This window comes from Microbacterium sp. Root1433D1, from assembly GCF_001426835.1.
Classification (GTDB): domain Bacteria; phylum Actinomycetota; class Actinomycetes; order Actinomycetales; family Microbacteriaceae; genus Microbacterium; species Microbacterium maritypicum.
Map to the genome: position 1 here is coordinate 640,142 of NZ_LMFN01000002.1, position 14,309 is coordinate 654,450.

The following is a 14,309-nucleotide window of genomic DNA, read 5'->3' on the forward strand; positions in this document are numbered from 1 at the left end:
GAGATGATGGACATGGATGCCGCCGCCTTCGAAGAGCTCGTGATCGACGAGCTCGACCGCCTCCCCGACGACATGGTCGAAGGGCTGGAGAACGTCGTGTTCGTCGTCGAGGATCGGCCCGAGGACGGCAGCCTCGATCTGCTCGGGCTCTACGACGGCCTGGCGCTGACCGAGCGGACGCAGTACGGAATGGGTGAACTCCCCGATCGCATCGTCGTCTACCGCGAACCGCACCTCGCGCAGTGCGAGACCGACGACGAGCTCCGCGACGAGATCCACACCACACTGGTCCATGAGATCGCGCACTTCTACGGAATCGACGACGAGCAGTTGCATGAGATGGGCTGGGCGTGACGATCCCGACAGCGGTTCCCGACCTCGATGAGGTGACCGACCTGAGCGCTGCTCCCCTCGAGCCATGGCAGGTGGTGGTCTGGAACGACCCCGTCAACCTGATGAGCTACGTGGTGCGCGTCTTCCGCACGTATTTCGGGTACTCCCTCGATCACGCGACGGCGTTGATGCTCGCCGTGCACCACGACGGGCATGCGATCGTGGCCACCGGACCGCGCGAGACCATGGAGGTGCATGCACAGGCCATGCACGACTTCGGGCTCTGGGCCACGGTCAGGAAGGCGACGTCATGACCTCTGACACCGTGATCGTCCCGATCACCGCCATCGAGGAGCACCACCTCGCGAAGCTCGTGGATGACTTCCTCGAGCTGCTCGTCACCTCGCGTGACGTCGGGGACCCCGCGATCGACCGGCTGGCACCGAACCCCTACCCCGACGATCCCGCCTCCGCTGCCGGCTTCGCGGAGAGCACGCGAGACGACCTCCTCGATCGGCGACTCAGCGATGCGCGCCTGATGCGGACGGCGCTCCGAGAACTCCCCGAGGGTGGTGACGGTCTCGAGGAGGCGGAGGCCCTCCTGACGCGCGAACTCTCGGTCCCCACTGCAGACCTCGACTCCTGGCTCCGCACGCTCACCGCCATTCGACTCGTGATCGCGGCTCGCCTGGGGATCACCTCCGACGAAGAGACCGGAACCGACGGTCGTCACGATGTGTACGACTGGCTCGGCTACCGCCTGGAAGTTCTCATCCAGGCGGCGGATGACGCCGATGGAAGGCGCTAGGGAACCTCGACGACTCGGGTGGCGAGGGAACGAGGATCGTCCCGCTCCCGGTGCAGACGCTCCTGCGCAGCCCAGCGGTCCCAGTGCGGGCGGTAGCTGTCGCCGTCGCGGGCTAGAGCTCGCGCCTTGCGCGACGCCTCCGCGGACTCCACCCAGATTCTGACGTCGGCGAGGCCGGCGGTCGACGCCCGGAGTATCCCGCTGCCCTCGACGATCACGCCGAGGGCCGGATCGACGGCGTGGCTTTCCGCTTCAGCCTGAGCCTCCCAGTCCCACCGCCGCCAGGTCCCGAGGTAACCGCGGCCGTGCGGGCGGAGGATCCACTCCAGGGCGCGCTCGACGCCGCCTTCGAGACCATCCCAGCCGGGGTACAGCGAGTCCAGCGCGATGAGCTGCACATGGCCGACCACGGGCCAGCGACGCACGAGCAGGGAGGCGAGAGAGGACTTCCCCGCTCCGCTTCCCCCGTCGATGAGCACGACCGGGTTGACAGCGGCGACGGCGCGGACATCCTGCTCGATCAGTGTCGCAGCCTGCTCCAGCGCGGCTGAGACCGGGTCGTCACTTCTTGAGGGCACGAATGATGCGGGTGAGCGCCCGTCCGGCGACCCAGACGAACGGCACGGCGACCACGAGAAGCGTGACGATGTTCGGCTCGAAGCGCAAGCCCTCTTCGCGACGCACATACACGCCGACGGGAACGGAGACGCCTCCACCGCCGCCACCCTCGGCACCGTCTCCGCTGCCACCGCCGAAGCCCGAGTAGGTGAACGCGACCGGCGTGATGCTCACACCGTCGACGTCCTGCGGCTCTCCGTACGCGCTCTTCACGCCGAAGGACGCAGCTTGTTTTCCGAGTTCCAGTGCAATGTTCGGCATAACCCCACGCTAGCCGAGGAACCATGCCCTATGGGATCAATCCAGGCCGTGGGCTTTCGGGTGTTGTGCGGCGCCTCTGCCATCGCCGCGGCCGATGTGTCGGGCGCGACTGATCGTCGCCGCGCCGAACCGGGCGACGGCCTCATCCATCGCGCCCTCGACTCGGCGCCAGTCCTCGTCGTCGTCCCAGAGCCCGAGGGCGCCTCCGCCGGCTGGTCGAAGATTCTCGGCACGGACACCGACCAGTCGCACCGGATCACGACGGTCGATCTGCTCGAACAGGGACTGAGCGGCTTCTCCGATACGCTGACCCACTGCTGTGGGCTCGCTCAGTGTCTGGGACCGGCTCAGCGTACGGAAGTCATCGAAACGGATCTTGATCGCGACGGTCGATGTCTCCCACTCCGCTCGGCGGAGCCGGGCAGCGACGCGGTCGGCCAGTCGGAGCAGTTCCGCGCGCAGGAACGAGCGGTCGAGGATGTCGGCGTCGAAGGTCTCCTCATGACCGATGCTCTTCTCCACGCGCTCCGTGTCGACGACGCGCGCATCCTCTCCCCGGGCGAGCTGTGCGAGTCGCGCACTCAGCGCAGGCCCGACAGCGCGTTCGATCATCTCGCGCGGGGCATCTCGCACATCTCGCACCGTTCGGATCCCCCGAGCCTCCAGCGCTTCAGCGGCCTTCGGCCCGACGCCCCACATGGCACGGACCGGTCGAGGCGAGAGGAAGTCGAGCGTGTCCTTCGCCGCGACGACGAGCATCCCGTCGGGCTTGGATATCGTCGAAGCCATCTTGGCGACGTGCTTGGTGGCGGCGACGCCGACGCTGCACGTGATCCCGACCTCATCGAGGACGCGCGCTCGGATGAGTTCGGCAATGCGCGCGGGGCTCCCCCAGAGACGGCGCACACCCTGGACATCGAGAAACGCCTCGTCGACGGACAGCGGCTCCACGAGCGGTGTGAACGATTCGAAGATCGCCATCACCTGCCGAGAGACCTCCTGGTACCGGTGGAAATGCGGGGGGACGATACGCGCGGACGGACACAGCCTGAGGGCCTGCGAAACCGGCATCGCCGCGCGAACGCCGTATCGGCGGGCCTCATACGACGCGCTCGAGACGACCGAACGGCCGTCCGGCGCGCCGATGATCAGCGGCAGACCGCAGAGAGAGGGATCATCGAGCACCTCGACCGCCGCGTAGAAGGCGTCCATGTCGACGTGCAGGATCCTCGTGCCGGTGTCGTCGGCATCGATGGCGGAGACGATGCGTCCGCTGCCGTCACCGTGTCCCATGCATCCATCCTCCCCCGGGCCTCCGACATGAGGCCCGGGGTCGCACGCTACTGCGCAGCGCGCTCGAGAATGAGTTCACGGACGCGTGCGGCGTCCGCCTGGCCCTTCATCGCCTTCATGACCGCTCCGATGACGGCACCGGCGGCCTGCACCTTGCCGTCCTTGATCTTCGCCATGACGTCAGGCTGCGCGGCGAGTGCTTCGTCGATGGCGGCGATCAATGCGCCGTCGTCCGACACGACCGCGAGTCCACGGGCGTCGACGACCTCCTGCGGGTTGCCCTCGCCGGCGATGACGCCTTCGAGCACCTGACGAGCGAGCTTGTCGGTGAGGGTGCCGGCGTCGACGAGCTGCTGCAGGGCTGCGACGTTCTCCGGGCTGATGAGCTCGGTGGCGTCCTTCTCCTGGGCGTTCGCGAGACGGGAGATCTCACCCGTCCACCACTTGCGCGCGGTGGCCGGAGTCGCCCCAGCGGCGATCGTCGCCTCCACGACCTCGAGCAGTCCGCCGTTGCGGACATCCTGGAACTCCAGGTCGGTGAAGCCCCACTCCGCCATCAGGCGGCGACGGCGTGCCACCGGCTGCTCGGGCAGCGCCGCGCGCAGCTCTTCGATCAGTTCGGCGGCAGGCTCCACCGGCAGCAGATCGGGCTCCGGGAAGTAGCGGTAGTCGTCGGCATCGGACTTGGGACGGCCGGGCGAGGTCGTGCCGGTGTCCTCGTGCCAGTGCCGGGTCTCCTGCGTGATGGTCCCGCCGTCGGCGAGGATCTGCGCCTGGCGCTGGATCTCGTACCGCACCGCACGCTCGACCGACCGCATGGAGTTCACGTTCTTCGTCTCCGTGCGCGTGCCGAGCTTCTCCTGGCCGCGGGGGCGGAGGGAGACGTTCGCGTCGCATCGCAGGTTGCCGCGCTCGAGACGCGCCTCGGAGATGCCGAGTCCGCGGACGATGTCGCGGATGGCCTGCACATACGCCTTGGCGACCTCGGGTGCACGGTGGTCGGTACCGAAGATCGTCTTGGTGACGATCTCGACCAGAGGCACGCCGGCACGGTTGTAATCGACCAGCGAGTACTCGGCGCCCTGGATGCGTCCGGTCGCCCCACCCATGTGGGTCAGCTTTCCGGCGTCTTCCTCCATGTGCGCGCGCTCGATCGGGATCGTGATGAGCGTTCCGTCCTCGAGCTCGACCTCGACCGATCCCTCGTAGGCGATCGGCTCGTCGTACTGCGAGATCTGGTAGTTCTTGCCGAGGTCCGGGTAGAAGTAGTTCTTCCGGGCGAATCGGCTCGATTCCGCGATCGAGCAGCCGAGGGCGAGCCCCAGGCTGATCGAGGAGCGGATGGCCGTCTCGTTCACGACCGGCAGCGACCCGGGCAGCCCGAGGTCGACCGGGGCGATGAGCGTGTTCGGCTCGGCAGCGTGGAACGCCTCGTTCGCCGGGTTCGGCGCATCCGAGAACATCTTCGTGTTCGTGTTGAGCTCGACGTGCACCTCGAATCCGAGGACCGGCTCGAACATCTCGAGCGCCTTGTCGAAGTCCATGAGCTTGGCGGCGGCCATCAGCGCTTCCCTCCTGCGAGCTGCGGTGCACGGGTGAGCAGTGGCGCACCCCACGAGTCCACGAGCAGCGTCTCGAGCGCGGCGCCGACCTTGTAGAGTCGGGCGTCCTCACGTGCCGGGGCGATGAACTGGATGCCGACGGGGAGACCGTCGTCGTCTGCCAGGCCGCTGGGGATGGAGATGCCGGGAACGCCAGCGAGGTTCACCGGGATCGTGGTGATGTCGTTCAGGTACATCTGCAGCGGGTCGTCGATCTTCTCGCCGAGCTTGAACGCCGTCGTCGGCGCCGAGGGCGTCGCGATCACGTCGACCTCGGCGAAGGCGTTCGCGAAGTCCTGCTGGATGAGGGTGCGGACCTTCTGCGCACTGCCGTAGTAGGCGTCGTAGTAACCGGCGGACAGCGCGTAGGTGCCGAGGATGATGCGTCGCTTGACCTCGTCGCCGAATCCGGCGTCGCGTGTCGCGGACATGACGTCCTCGACGGTCGGGTTGCCATCGGGAGTCACCCGCAGGCCGAACCGCACCGAGTCGAACTTCGCGAGGTTGCTGGATGCCTCGGCCGGGAGGATCAGGTAATACGCGGCGACACCGTACTCGAAGTGGGGGGCGCCGATCTCGACGATCTCGGCACCCTGCGACTCCATGAGCGCGAGCGCGCTGCGGAAGGACGATGCCACACCGGGCTGGAATCCACTGTCCGGGAGCTCGCGGATGACGCCCACCTTGAGACCCTTGAGCACGTCTCCGCGCGCACCCTCTCGTGCGGCCTCGGCGAACGAGGGCCAGGTGTCGCGCAGCGAGGTCGAGTCCTTCGGGTCGTGCCCGCCGATCGCGTCGTGCAGCAGACCGGAGTCGAGCACGGTCCGAGAGACCGGGCCCACCTGGTCGAGGCTCGAGGCGAGGGCGATGGCTCCGTAACGGCTCACACCGCCGTATGTCGGCTTGACGCCGACCGTGCCGGTCACGTGGGCGGGCTGACGGATCGAGCCTCCCGTGTCGGAACCCAGCGCGAGGGGCGCCTCGAACGCGGCGACCGCGGCGGCCGAGCCACCGCCGGAGCCGCCAGGGATCCGATCGAGGTCCCAGGGGTTGTGCGTGGGGCCGTACGCCGAGTGCTCGGTGGAGGAGCCCATGGCGAACTCGTCCATGTTCGTCTTGCCGAGGGCGATCATGCCCGCTGCGCGTGATCGCGCCACGACCGTGGCGTCGTACGGCGAGCGGTATCCCTCGAGGATGCGCGAGCCGCTCGTCGTCGGCTGGTCGGTCGTGACCAGCACGTCCTTGATGGCCAGCGGTACGCCTGCGAGCGGGCCGAGCACCTCACCGGCTGCCCGTCGTGCGTCGATCGCCGCTGCGGCCTCGAGCGCCCCCTCGTTGACGTGCAGGAACGCGTGAACGTCGCCGTCGACCGCAGCGATGCGGTCGAGGTGCGCCTGCGTCGCCTCGACGCTCGACACCTCGCCGTCGGCGAGCTTCGCGGCGAGATCCGCCGCATCCAGCCGGATGATGTCGCTCACTGCTCTTCTCCCAGGATCGCGGTCACGCGGAAGCGGCCGTCGGCGGCATCCGGTGCGTTCTGAAGCACCTGCTCGTGCGTGAGCGTCTGCCCGACCACGTCGGGACGGAAGACATTGCTCAGCGGGATCGGGTGGCTCGTCGCGACGACGTCGGGGGTTGCGACCTCCGACACCTTCGCGATGTTGTCGACGATCGCGTCGAGCTGGCTCGTGAGCCGCGACACCTCGTCGTCGTTCAGCTGGATGCGTGCGAGCACACCGAGATGGCGCACGAGTTCAGGGGTGATTTCAGACACTCCCCCAGTCTAGTTGGCGCGCTCCGCAGTCCCATGCTCTTCACGCGGCTCGCCCTATGCTGGGCGGGTGAGCACGTTCCAGCCTCCTCGCCCGTGGATCGCCAGCTATGCCGACGGCGTCCCGGAAGACCTCTCTCCCGTCGACGGATCGCTCGTGGACATCGTCGCCGCCTCGGCGCGCGACTATCCGGACGCCCCCGCCCTCCAGTTCTTCGGTCGGGAGACGACGTATGCGCAGCTCCAGTCGGCGATCGACCGCGCGGCGGCGGGTCTGTGCGATCTCGGTGTCCGCGCCGGCGACCCCGTCGCGATCGTGCTGCCGAACTGCCCGCAGCACATCGTGGCCTTCTATGCGGTGCTCCGTCTCGGCGCCGTCGTCGTCGAGCACAACCCGCTCTACACGCCGCGCGAGCTGCGCAAGCAGTTCGAAGACCACGGCGCTAAGCACGCGATCGTCTGGAACAAAGTCGTCTCCACGGTGCAGGAGTTCCCGGCGGATCTTGCGGTGACGAACCTCGTCTCGGTGGACGTGACCCGCGCCATGCCCTTCCTCACCCGTTTCGCCCTGCGGCTGCCGGTGACCAAAGCACGCGAGTCGCGAGCCGCGCTCACGGAGAGGGTGCGCGGCACGGTCGTCTGGGACACGCTGCTCGCCTCGGAGCCACTCCCGGCGTCGCACCCGAAGCCGCTGACCGACGATCTCGCGATCATCCAGTACACCTCCGGAACGACAGGGACACCGAAGGGAGCGGCGCTCACGCACCGCAACCTGCTGGCCAACGCCGCGCAGGCCCAGGCGTGGGTTCCCTCCATCCAACGGGGCAAGGGATGCGTCGTCTACGCGGTCCTGCCGATGTTCCATGCTTACGGCCTCACGCTCTGTCTGACGTTCGCGATGTCGATGGGTGCACGACTGGTGCTGTTCCCCAAGTTCGACCCGGAACTCGTTCTCGACGTCGTCAAGAAGCACCCGGCGACATTCCTGCCGCTCGTGCCGCCCATCGCGGATCGCCTCCTCGCCGCCGCGAAGGCCGAGGGCGTGTCGCTCGACGGCATCGAGGTGGCCATCTCGGGTGCCATGGCCCTGCCGCACGAGTTGGTCGTTCCGTTCGAGGAGGCCACACACGGCTATCTCGTCGAGGGCTACGGACTCAGCGAGTGCTCGCCCGTCCTCATGGCCAACCCGGTCGCGGACAACCGCGTTCCCGGCACCGTCGGACTCCCCCTTCCGGGCACCGAATGCCGCGTCGTGGACCCGGAGAACCCGAGCGAAGACGTGCCGCCCGGCACGGCCGGAGAACTCGTCGTGCGCGGTCCGCAGGTGTTCTCGGGCTACTACGGCAAGCCCGAGGAGACAGAGGCCGTCTTCGTCGACGGGTGGTACCGCACGGGCGACATCGTGACGATCGACGACGCCGGTTTCGTGCGCATCGTCGACCGCATCAAGGAACTCATCATCACGGGCGGCTTCAACGTCGCCCCCACCGAGGTCGAGAACGCTCTGCGCCAGCACCCGCAGGTCGCGGATGCTGCGGTCGTCGGTCTGCCGAGCGAGCACTCCGGCGAAGAGGTGGTCGCGGCGATCGTCGTCGACCAGGGAACAGATGTCGACGTCGAGGCGATCCGCGATTTCGCACGGAGCATCCTCACGCCCTACAAGGTCCCTCGTCGTGTCTTCGTCGTCGATGAGCTCCCGAAGTCTCTGATCGGGAAGGTGCTCCGGCGCCAGGTGAAGGACAAGCTGATCGCGCTGACGACAGGCGTCTGAGGACGCCCTCACAGGCGCCGATCGTCCCGGCGCGCTACCCTTGGGAAGTGACCCCTGAAGATGCAGTGCTGACCGACGCCCCCGAGGACACTCCCGCGACCCCCGGATTCGAGGAGCTCGGCATCACCGGGCCCGTCCTCAAAGCCATCAAGGATCTCGGATACGAGACCCCGTCGCCCATCCAGGCGGCCACCATCCCGACTCTTCTCGCCGGCCGCGATGTCGTCGGCATGGCGCAGACCGGTACCGGGAAGACCGCGGCATTCGCGCTCCCCGTCCTCGAGCGCCTCGACGTCTCGCAGAAGACCCCGCAGGCCCTCGTGCTGGCTCCCACGCGCGAGCTCGCCCTCCAGGTCTGTGAAGCCTTCGAGTCCTACGCCTCCAAGATGAAGGGCGTGCACATGCTGCCCGTCTACGGCGGCCAGGCCTACGGCGTGCAACTCTCTGCTCTTCGCCGCGGCGTGCACGTGATCGTCGGCACGCCGGGGCGAATCATGGACCACCTCGCCAAGGGCACTCTCGACCTCTCGCAGTTGCAGTACCTGGTGCTCGACGAGGCCGATGAGATGCTGAAGATGGGCTTCGCGGAAGATGTCGAGCAGATCCTCGCGCAGACGCCCGTCGAGAAGCAGGTCGCCCTGTTCTCCGCGACCATGCCCCCGCAGATCCGTCGCCTCGCGCAGAAGTACCTGCGCGATCCGGAAGAGATCAGCATCAAGTCGAAGACCGCGACCGGCACGAACATCACGCAGCGGTACCTCGTGGTGTCGTACGCGCAGAAGGTCGACGCGCTCACCCGCATCCTCGAGGTCGAGAACTTCGACGGCATGATCGTCTTCGTCCGCACCAAGAACGAGACCGAGACGCTCGCCGAGAAGCTGCGTGCCCGTGGCTACTCCGCTGCCGCGATCAACGGCGACGTGCCCCAGGTGCAGCGCGAACGCAGCGTGAACCAGCTCAAGGACGGCAAGCTCGACATCCTCGTCGCGACCGACGTCGCCGCGCGTGGTCTCGATGTCGAGCGCATCAGCCACGTCATCAACTTCGACATCCCCACCGACACCGAGTCGTACGTGCACCGCATCGGACGCACGGGCCGTGCGGGTCGCAGCGGTGATGCGATCAGCTTCATCACGCCGCGCGAGCGCTACCTGCTCAAGCACATCGAGAAGGCGACGCGTCAGGTCCCGACGCAGATGCAGCTGCCCAGCACGGAAGACGTCAACACCACCCGCCTGAACCGCTTCGACGACGCGATCACCACGGCGCTGTCGGAGACCGCGCGCATCGAGGCGTTCCGCGACATCGTCGCGCACTACGTCCGTCACCACGACGTGCCGGAGGGCGATGTGGCCGCGGCCCTCGCCGTCGTGGCGCAGGGCGACAAGCCGCTGCTCCTCGACCCCGCCAACGATGCCCTCACCAGGGCGGTGGAAGCCGACAATCGTCCGCCGCGAGAGCGCGCCGGCCGCGACGCTCGCGAACCGCGTACCGAGCGACGCGGGCGGGGCGACTACACCGCCTACCGCATCGAGGTCGGCCGGCGTCACCGTGTCGAGCCGCGACAGATCGTCGGCGCGCTCGCCAACGAGGGTGGACTGGGGCGCGACGACTTCGGCGCGATCAACATCCGCCCCGACTTCTCCACCGTGGAGCTGCCGTCGAACCTCGATGCTTCCGTCCTCGAGAAGCTGCGCGACACGCGTATCTCCGGTCGTCTGATCGAGATCAAGCCCGACCGCGGCCCCGGCGCACGACGCGCGGGAGGTCCCCGTGAGAGCCGCGATGACGGCGGACGGAGCGATCGTTTCGAGCGTCGGGATCGCGATGAGCGTCCGGCACGAGACACGCGCGACGAGAAGCCGTTCCGCAAGCCGCGTCACAAGAGCTGACCGCACTCGCGCGCGGGACGAGCTAGCCCGTTCCGCGCGCGAGTCGTGCCGCCACGTCGATCAGCGGCTCCGGGTGTGCGAGAAGCGCGCGCTGCTCCGGGTGCGCGATGAGATGGGCGATCAGTCGCTGCGCGCCGGCGACCGTGGGCGCCCAATAGCCGCCGACATGGTGCCGGCTCAGCGGGAGAGTGCGCGGCTCGCCGTCGACGGTCAGAGTCACCGCACCGTCGTCGGGATCGACCCCGGGGTCGGTCAGCATCGCCGCGGTCAGCGCTCCGAGCAGCAGGGTGCTGACCAGACCCGGCAGGCGGAACCTGGTCGTGGGGACGTCGATCGCGATCTCCTCGATGTCGGCCCATCGCACGATGCCACGGTTCTCGACGCCCTCGCGGATGATCACGGCGTCAGGGGTCAGTCGCAGGTGATGCCGACCGGGGTCTCCGACAGCCAGCGCCTCACGGACCACGATCAGCGGTCCGTAGCGCTTCACGACTCTTCGGCCACGGGCGGGAGCGCGTCAGGCCCTTCGGTGACCAGGATGTGGAACTGCGCCGCGTCGAGAATGCGCAGACCGAGCTCCTCCGCCTTCGCGAGCTTCGACCCCGCGCCGGGTCCGGCAGCGACGAAGTGGGTCTTCTTCGAGACGCTGGAGGCCGCCTTTCCGCCCGCTTTGAGGATGGCTTCCTGCGCACCCTCTCGCGTATATCCGTCGAGCGAGCCGGTCGCCACCACCGTCAGACCTTCGAGGACGCCGCCCTCGGCGACAGCCGCACCAGGGCCGGGGTGGCCGGGCGTCGCCCACTGCACACCCGCATCCGTCCACTGCTGCACGATCTCCTGGTGCCAGTCGACGTCGAACCAGGCGAGCAGCGAATCGGCGATGATCCCGCCCACGCCCTCCACTGCGGCCAGCTCATCACGCGAGGCCGCGCGGATCGCGTCGAGGGAACCGAACCACTGGGCAAGCGCCCTGGCGGCGACAGGGCCGACATGACGGATGTTCAGTGACACGAGCAGTCGCCACAGATCCTTGGTCTTCGCCTTCTCCAGCTCAGCGAGCAGAGTGAGCGCCTGGGATGAGGGCTGGGGACCCTCGAGACCGGCCTTCTTCTCGGTCGGGGTGGGGTTTCGTCTGAACGGTGCTCGGGTCTTCACGATCCCGTCCTCGTCCTCCTTGGGGAGCCCCGTCTCGGCGTCGCGCACGAAGAGCTCGATGGGAACGAGCTGCTCGAGGGTGAGCGCGAAAAGACCCGCCTCGGTTTCGAGCGGCGGCACCGCGGGAGACGTGGGCTGCGTCAGCGCGGCAGCGGTGACCTCGCCCAGCGCTTCGACGTCGAGGGCGCCACGGGAGCCGATGTGCTCGACGCGGCCGCGCACCTGTGCCGGGCACGACCTCGCATTCGGGCACCGCAGATCGATATCGCCCTCCTTCATCGCCCGCAGCGGTGTGCCGCACTCCGGGCAGTCGACAGGCATCACGAACTCCCGCTCGCTGCCGTCGCGCTTCTCGACCACCGGTCCGAGGACCTCGGGGATGACGTCGCCGGCCTTGCGCAGCACGACGGTGTCGCCGATCAGCACCCCCTTCGCCTTGACGACGTCTTTGTTGTGCAGAGTCGCCTGGCGGACGACGGAACCGGCGACGTGAGCGGGGGCCATGACTGCGAACGGGGTCGCACGACCGGTGCGACCGACCGACACGACGATGTCGAGCAGCTTCGTCTGCACCTCTTCCGGCGGGTACTTGTAGGCGATCGCCCAGCGCGGCGCGCGGCTCGTCGCACCGAGTTCGTCGTGCAGCTCGAGTTCGTCGACCTTGACCACGATCCCATCGAGCTCGTGCTCGATGTCGTGCCGGTGCTCGCCGAAGTACTCCACGAACGATACGACGTCGTCGACGGTGCGACACACCTTCGTGTGCGGGCTCGTGGGCAGCCCCCACTGTGCGAGCAGATCGTACACCTCGCTCTGCGCCGCCACGGGAGGGTTCGCCCATGCGCCGACGCCGTGCACGTAGAGGGCGAGCGACTCGATCCGCAGCAGGCCTGCTTCGAGTTCGAGACCGTTCTTCTTGTCGATCTGCTGGCGGAGACCTCCGCTGGCCGCGTTGCGCGGATTCGCGAAGGCGGGGAATCGTCGGGCCGCCGCGGTCCTCGCCTTCTCCTCATCGAAGGGCTTCTTCACTCCCCCACGCGACTCCCACCGCTCGAGAGCATCGGCATATGCGCGCTCGCGGAAGGACGCCTGCGCCGCATTGAGCCGTTCGAACGCAGCCACGGGGATGAAGACCTCGCCGCGCACCTCGACGATCGAGGGGTGGCCCTCCCCGCTCAGCCGGTACGGGATCTCCGGAAGACGCAGAGCGTTCTCGGTGACGATCTCTCCCACACGCCCATCGCCTCTGGTGGCTGCAGAGGTGAGAACACCGTTCTCGTAGCGGAGGTTGATCGCCAGTCCGTCGATCTTCAGCTCGGTGAGCCAGGCGACCTCGCGCCCTGCCGAGGCCTTCGTCTTCGCCGCCCACTCCCTCAGCTCTTCGATGGAGAAGACGTTGTCGAGGCTGAGCATCCGCTCCGCGTGCTCGATGGTTGCGAGCCCTGTCGCCTCGGCGGCTCCGACCATCTGCGTCGGCGAGTCCTGTCCCTGCAGTTCGGGATGCAGACGTTCGAGCTCTTCGAGCCGGTGCATCCATCCGTCATACGTGAAGTCGTCGACCAATGAGGTGTCACGGCCGTAGTAGGCCTCTTTCGCATCGAGGATGCGAGTGGTCAGCTCCTCGGCTTCGGTTCGGGCGTCTTCCAGCGAGATGTTCTCCGGCACCCCGTCAGTCTACGAGCGGGCACCGACACCCGAAGCGTCTACGCGCCGACGGGAACGGCCGAGACCGTGGTGTCGATCGTGAACTGCCCGAGCACACGGGTTCCGATGTAGAGCACGGCGGTCTGCCCTGGTGCGACACCGTCGAGCGGCCGCTCCGGGGTGACGCGTACCCCTCCGTCGGAGATCGCGGCGTGCGCGGCGACCGGCTCGGCATGGGCGCGGATCTGCACGTGGCACTCGAAGGATGCCTCGGTGGGTGCGGCGCCGGCCCAGCTGAACCGCTCCCCGGCGATCTCGGCGATCGCGAGGGCTTCTTTCGGACCGACCACGACGGTGTTCGAGACCGGGCGCACCTCGAGGACGAACCGTGGCTTGCCATCCGCTGCCGGGACTCCGAGCTTGAGGCCGCGGCGCTGTCCCACTGTGAAGGCGTGGGCCCCTTCGTGCGAGCCCACGACCTCTCCGCTGCGATCGACGATCTCGCCCGTCGCCGTGCCGACCTTCTCGGCGAGCCAGCCTCGGGTGTCCCCATCGGGGATGAAGCAGATGTCGTGGCTGTCCGGCTTCTGCGCGACGCTCAGACCCCGTGCCTCGGCTTCCGCGCGGACGATCGCCTTCGACGGCGTCGTGCCGAGGGGGAAGTAGGTGTGCGCGAGCTGCTCGGCGGTCAGCACTCCCAGCACGTAGGACTGGTCCTTGGCGTTGTCGGACGCGCGGTGCAGCTCGAGACCCCGATCGCCGTCGATCAGTGTCGCGTAGTGCCCGGTGCACACCGCGTCGAAACCCAGCTCGATCGCGCGCTCCAGGAGCGCGGCGAACTTGATCTTCTCGTTGCACCGCATGCACGGATTGGGGGTGCGGCCGGCCTGGTATTCGGAGATGAAGTCCTGGATCACGTCGTCGCGGAAACGCTCCGAGAAGTCCCACACGTAGAACGGGATGCCGAGCACGTCAGCGGCACGACGGGCGTCCAGCGCATCCTCGATGGTGCAGCAGCCGCGACTGCCCGTGCGCAAGGTTCCTCCGGCCCGGGAGAGTGCCAGATGCACTCCGACCACGTCGTGCCCCGCCTCCACGGCTCGGGCGGCCGCGACGGCGGAGTCGACTCCACCGCTCATCGCCGCAAGGATCCGCATGGGAC

General features: G+C 68.0%; 14 protein-coding genes. 5 read left to right on the plus strand and 9 right to left on the minus strand.

The window, feature by feature from the left end:
• Positions 1-6 precede the first annotated feature (6 nt).
• From ASD13_RS09000 to ASD13_RS09010, 3 genes are read left to right on the plus strand one after another with little or no spacing between them, the layout of a single operon-like run.
• Positions 7-354, plus strand: coding sequence for a metallopeptidase family protein (locus ASD13_RS09000; RefSeq protein ID WP_081603925.1), 348 nt, complete (start codon positions 7-9; stop codon positions 352-354).
• Positions 351-647 (plus strand): ATP-dependent Clp protease adapter ClpS, encoded by a 297-nt coding sequence (gene clpS, locus ASD13_RS09005; protein WP_174799528.1) that lies wholly within the window; start codon positions 351-353, stop codon positions 645-647. The genes ASD13_RS09000 and clpS overlap by 4 nt, the downstream gene beginning before the upstream one ends.
• A complete protein-coding gene (locus ASD13_RS09010) occupies positions 644-1,141 on the plus strand; it encodes a DUF2017 family protein (RefSeq protein ID WP_055868417.1) in 498 nt (165 codons plus the stop codon). Before clpS ends, ASD13_RS09010 begins: the two co-directional genes overlap by 4 nt.
• On the opposite strand, the gene ASD13_RS09015 is transcribed toward ASD13_RS09010, so the two are convergent.
• The 6 genes from ASD13_RS09015 to gatC are packed head-to-tail and all read right to left on the minus strand — an operon-like array spanning position 1,138 to position 6,688.
• Positions 1,138-1,719 (minus strand): hypothetical protein, encoded by a 582-nt coding sequence (locus tag ASD13_RS09015; RefSeq protein WP_082531452.1) that lies wholly within the window; start codon positions 1,717-1,719, stop codon positions 1,138-1,140. The genes ASD13_RS09010 and ASD13_RS09015 overlap by 4 nt on opposite strands.
• The gene (locus ASD13_RS09020; RefSeq protein ID WP_031206169.1) at positions 1,703-2,020 is read right to left on the minus strand and encodes a hypothetical protein; all 318 of its coding nucleotides are present in this window, start codon (positions 2,018-2,020) and stop codon (positions 1,703-1,705) included. The genes ASD13_RS09015 and ASD13_RS09020 overlap by 17 nt, the downstream gene beginning before the upstream one ends.
• Before the next feature lie 36 nt (positions 2,021-2,056).
• Positions 2,057-3,313, minus strand: coding sequence for a DNA polymerase IV (gene dinB / locus ASD13_RS09025; protein ID WP_055868418.1), 1,257 nt, complete (start codon positions 3,311-3,313; stop codon positions 2,057-2,059).
• A 47-nt stretch (positions 3,314-3,360) separates the two neighbouring features.
• Positions 3,361-4,875, minus strand: coding sequence for an Asp-tRNA(Asn)/Glu-tRNA(Gln) amidotransferase subunit GatB (gene gatB, locus ASD13_RS09030; protein WP_055868421.1), 1,515 nt, complete (start codon positions 4,873-4,875; stop codon positions 3,361-3,363).
• Positions 4,875-6,392, minus strand: a complete 1,518-nt coding sequence (gene gatA / locus ASD13_RS09035; protein ID WP_055868425.1) for an Asp-tRNA(Asn)/Glu-tRNA(Gln) amidotransferase subunit GatA — start codon at positions 6,390-6,392, stop codon at positions 4,875-4,877. Before gatA ends, gatB begins: the two co-directional genes overlap by 1 nt.
• Entirely contained in the window at positions 6,389-6,688 is a 300-nt protein-coding gene (gatC, locus tag ASD13_RS09040) for an Asp-tRNA(Asn)/Glu-tRNA(Gln) amidotransferase subunit GatC (RefSeq protein WP_031206170.1), read from the minus strand. The genes gatA and gatC overlap by 4 nt, the downstream gene beginning before the upstream one ends.
• Before the next feature lie 67 nt (positions 6,689-6,755).
• On the opposite strand from gatC, the gene ASD13_RS09045 reads away from it, so the two are divergent.
• Entirely contained in the window at positions 6,756-8,456 is a 1,701-nt protein-coding gene (locus ASD13_RS09045) for a long-chain-fatty-acid--CoA ligase (protein ID WP_055868428.1), read from the plus strand.
• A gap of 47 nt (positions 8,457-8,503) precedes the next feature.
• The gene (locus ASD13_RS09050; protein WP_373695276.1) at positions 8,504-10,348 is read left to right on the plus strand and encodes a DEAD/DEAH box helicase; all 1,845 of its coding nucleotides are present in this window, start codon (positions 8,504-8,506) and stop codon (positions 10,346-10,348) included.
• Between the two features lie 22 nt (positions 10,349-10,370).
• Here the strand turns inward: ASD13_RS09050 and ASD13_RS09055 are convergent, their stop codons facing one another.
• From ASD13_RS09055 to mnmA, 3 genes are read right to left on the minus strand one after another with little or no spacing between them, the layout of a single operon-like run.
• A complete protein-coding gene (locus ASD13_RS09055) occupies positions 10,371-10,838 on the minus strand; it encodes a hypothetical protein (protein ID WP_055868438.1) in 468 nt (155 codons plus the stop codon).
• Complete coding sequence (gene ligA / locus ASD13_RS09060; protein ID WP_055868442.1) at positions 10,835-13,168, minus strand: NAD-dependent DNA ligase LigA; 2,334 nt, start codon at positions 13,166-13,168, stop codon at positions 10,835-10,837. Before ligA ends, ASD13_RS09055 begins: the two co-directional genes overlap by 4 nt.
• Before the next feature lie 38 nt (positions 13,169-13,206).
• The gene (mnmA, locus tag ASD13_RS09065; protein ID WP_082531453.1) at positions 13,207-14,304 is read right to left on the minus strand and encodes a tRNA 2-thiouridine(34) synthase MnmA; all 1,098 of its coding nucleotides are present in this window, start codon (positions 14,302-14,304) and stop codon (positions 13,207-13,209) included.
• Between the last annotated feature and the right edge of the window lie 5 nt (positions 14,305-14,309).

What these genes read in the sequence shown, in the direction of transcription:
- ASD13_RS09010 (WP_055868417.1), top strand. Translation starts at nt 644, where the DNA reads ATGACCTCTGACACCGTGATCGTCCCGATCACCGCCATCGAGGAGCAC.
- dinB (WP_055868418.1), bottom strand. Translation starts at nt 3,313, where the DNA reads ATGGGACACGGTGACGGCAGCGGACGCATCGTCTCCGCCATCGATGCC.
- ASD13_RS09020 (WP_031206169.1), bottom strand. Translation starts at nt 2,020, where the DNA reads ATGCCGAACATTGCACTGGAACTCGGAAAACAAGCTGCGTCCTTCGGC.
- ASD13_RS09000 (WP_081603925.1), top strand. Translation starts at nt 7, where the DNA reads ATGGACATGGATGCCGCCGCCTTCGAAGAGCTCGTGATCGACGAGCTC.
- mnmA (WP_082531453.1), bottom strand. Translation starts at nt 14,304, where the DNA reads ATGCGGATCCTTGCGGCGATGAGCGGTGGAGTCGACTCCGCCGTCGCG.
- gatB (WP_055868421.1), bottom strand. Translation starts at nt 4,875, where the DNA reads ATGGCCGCCGCCAAGCTCATGGACTTCGACAAGGCGCTCGAGATGTTC.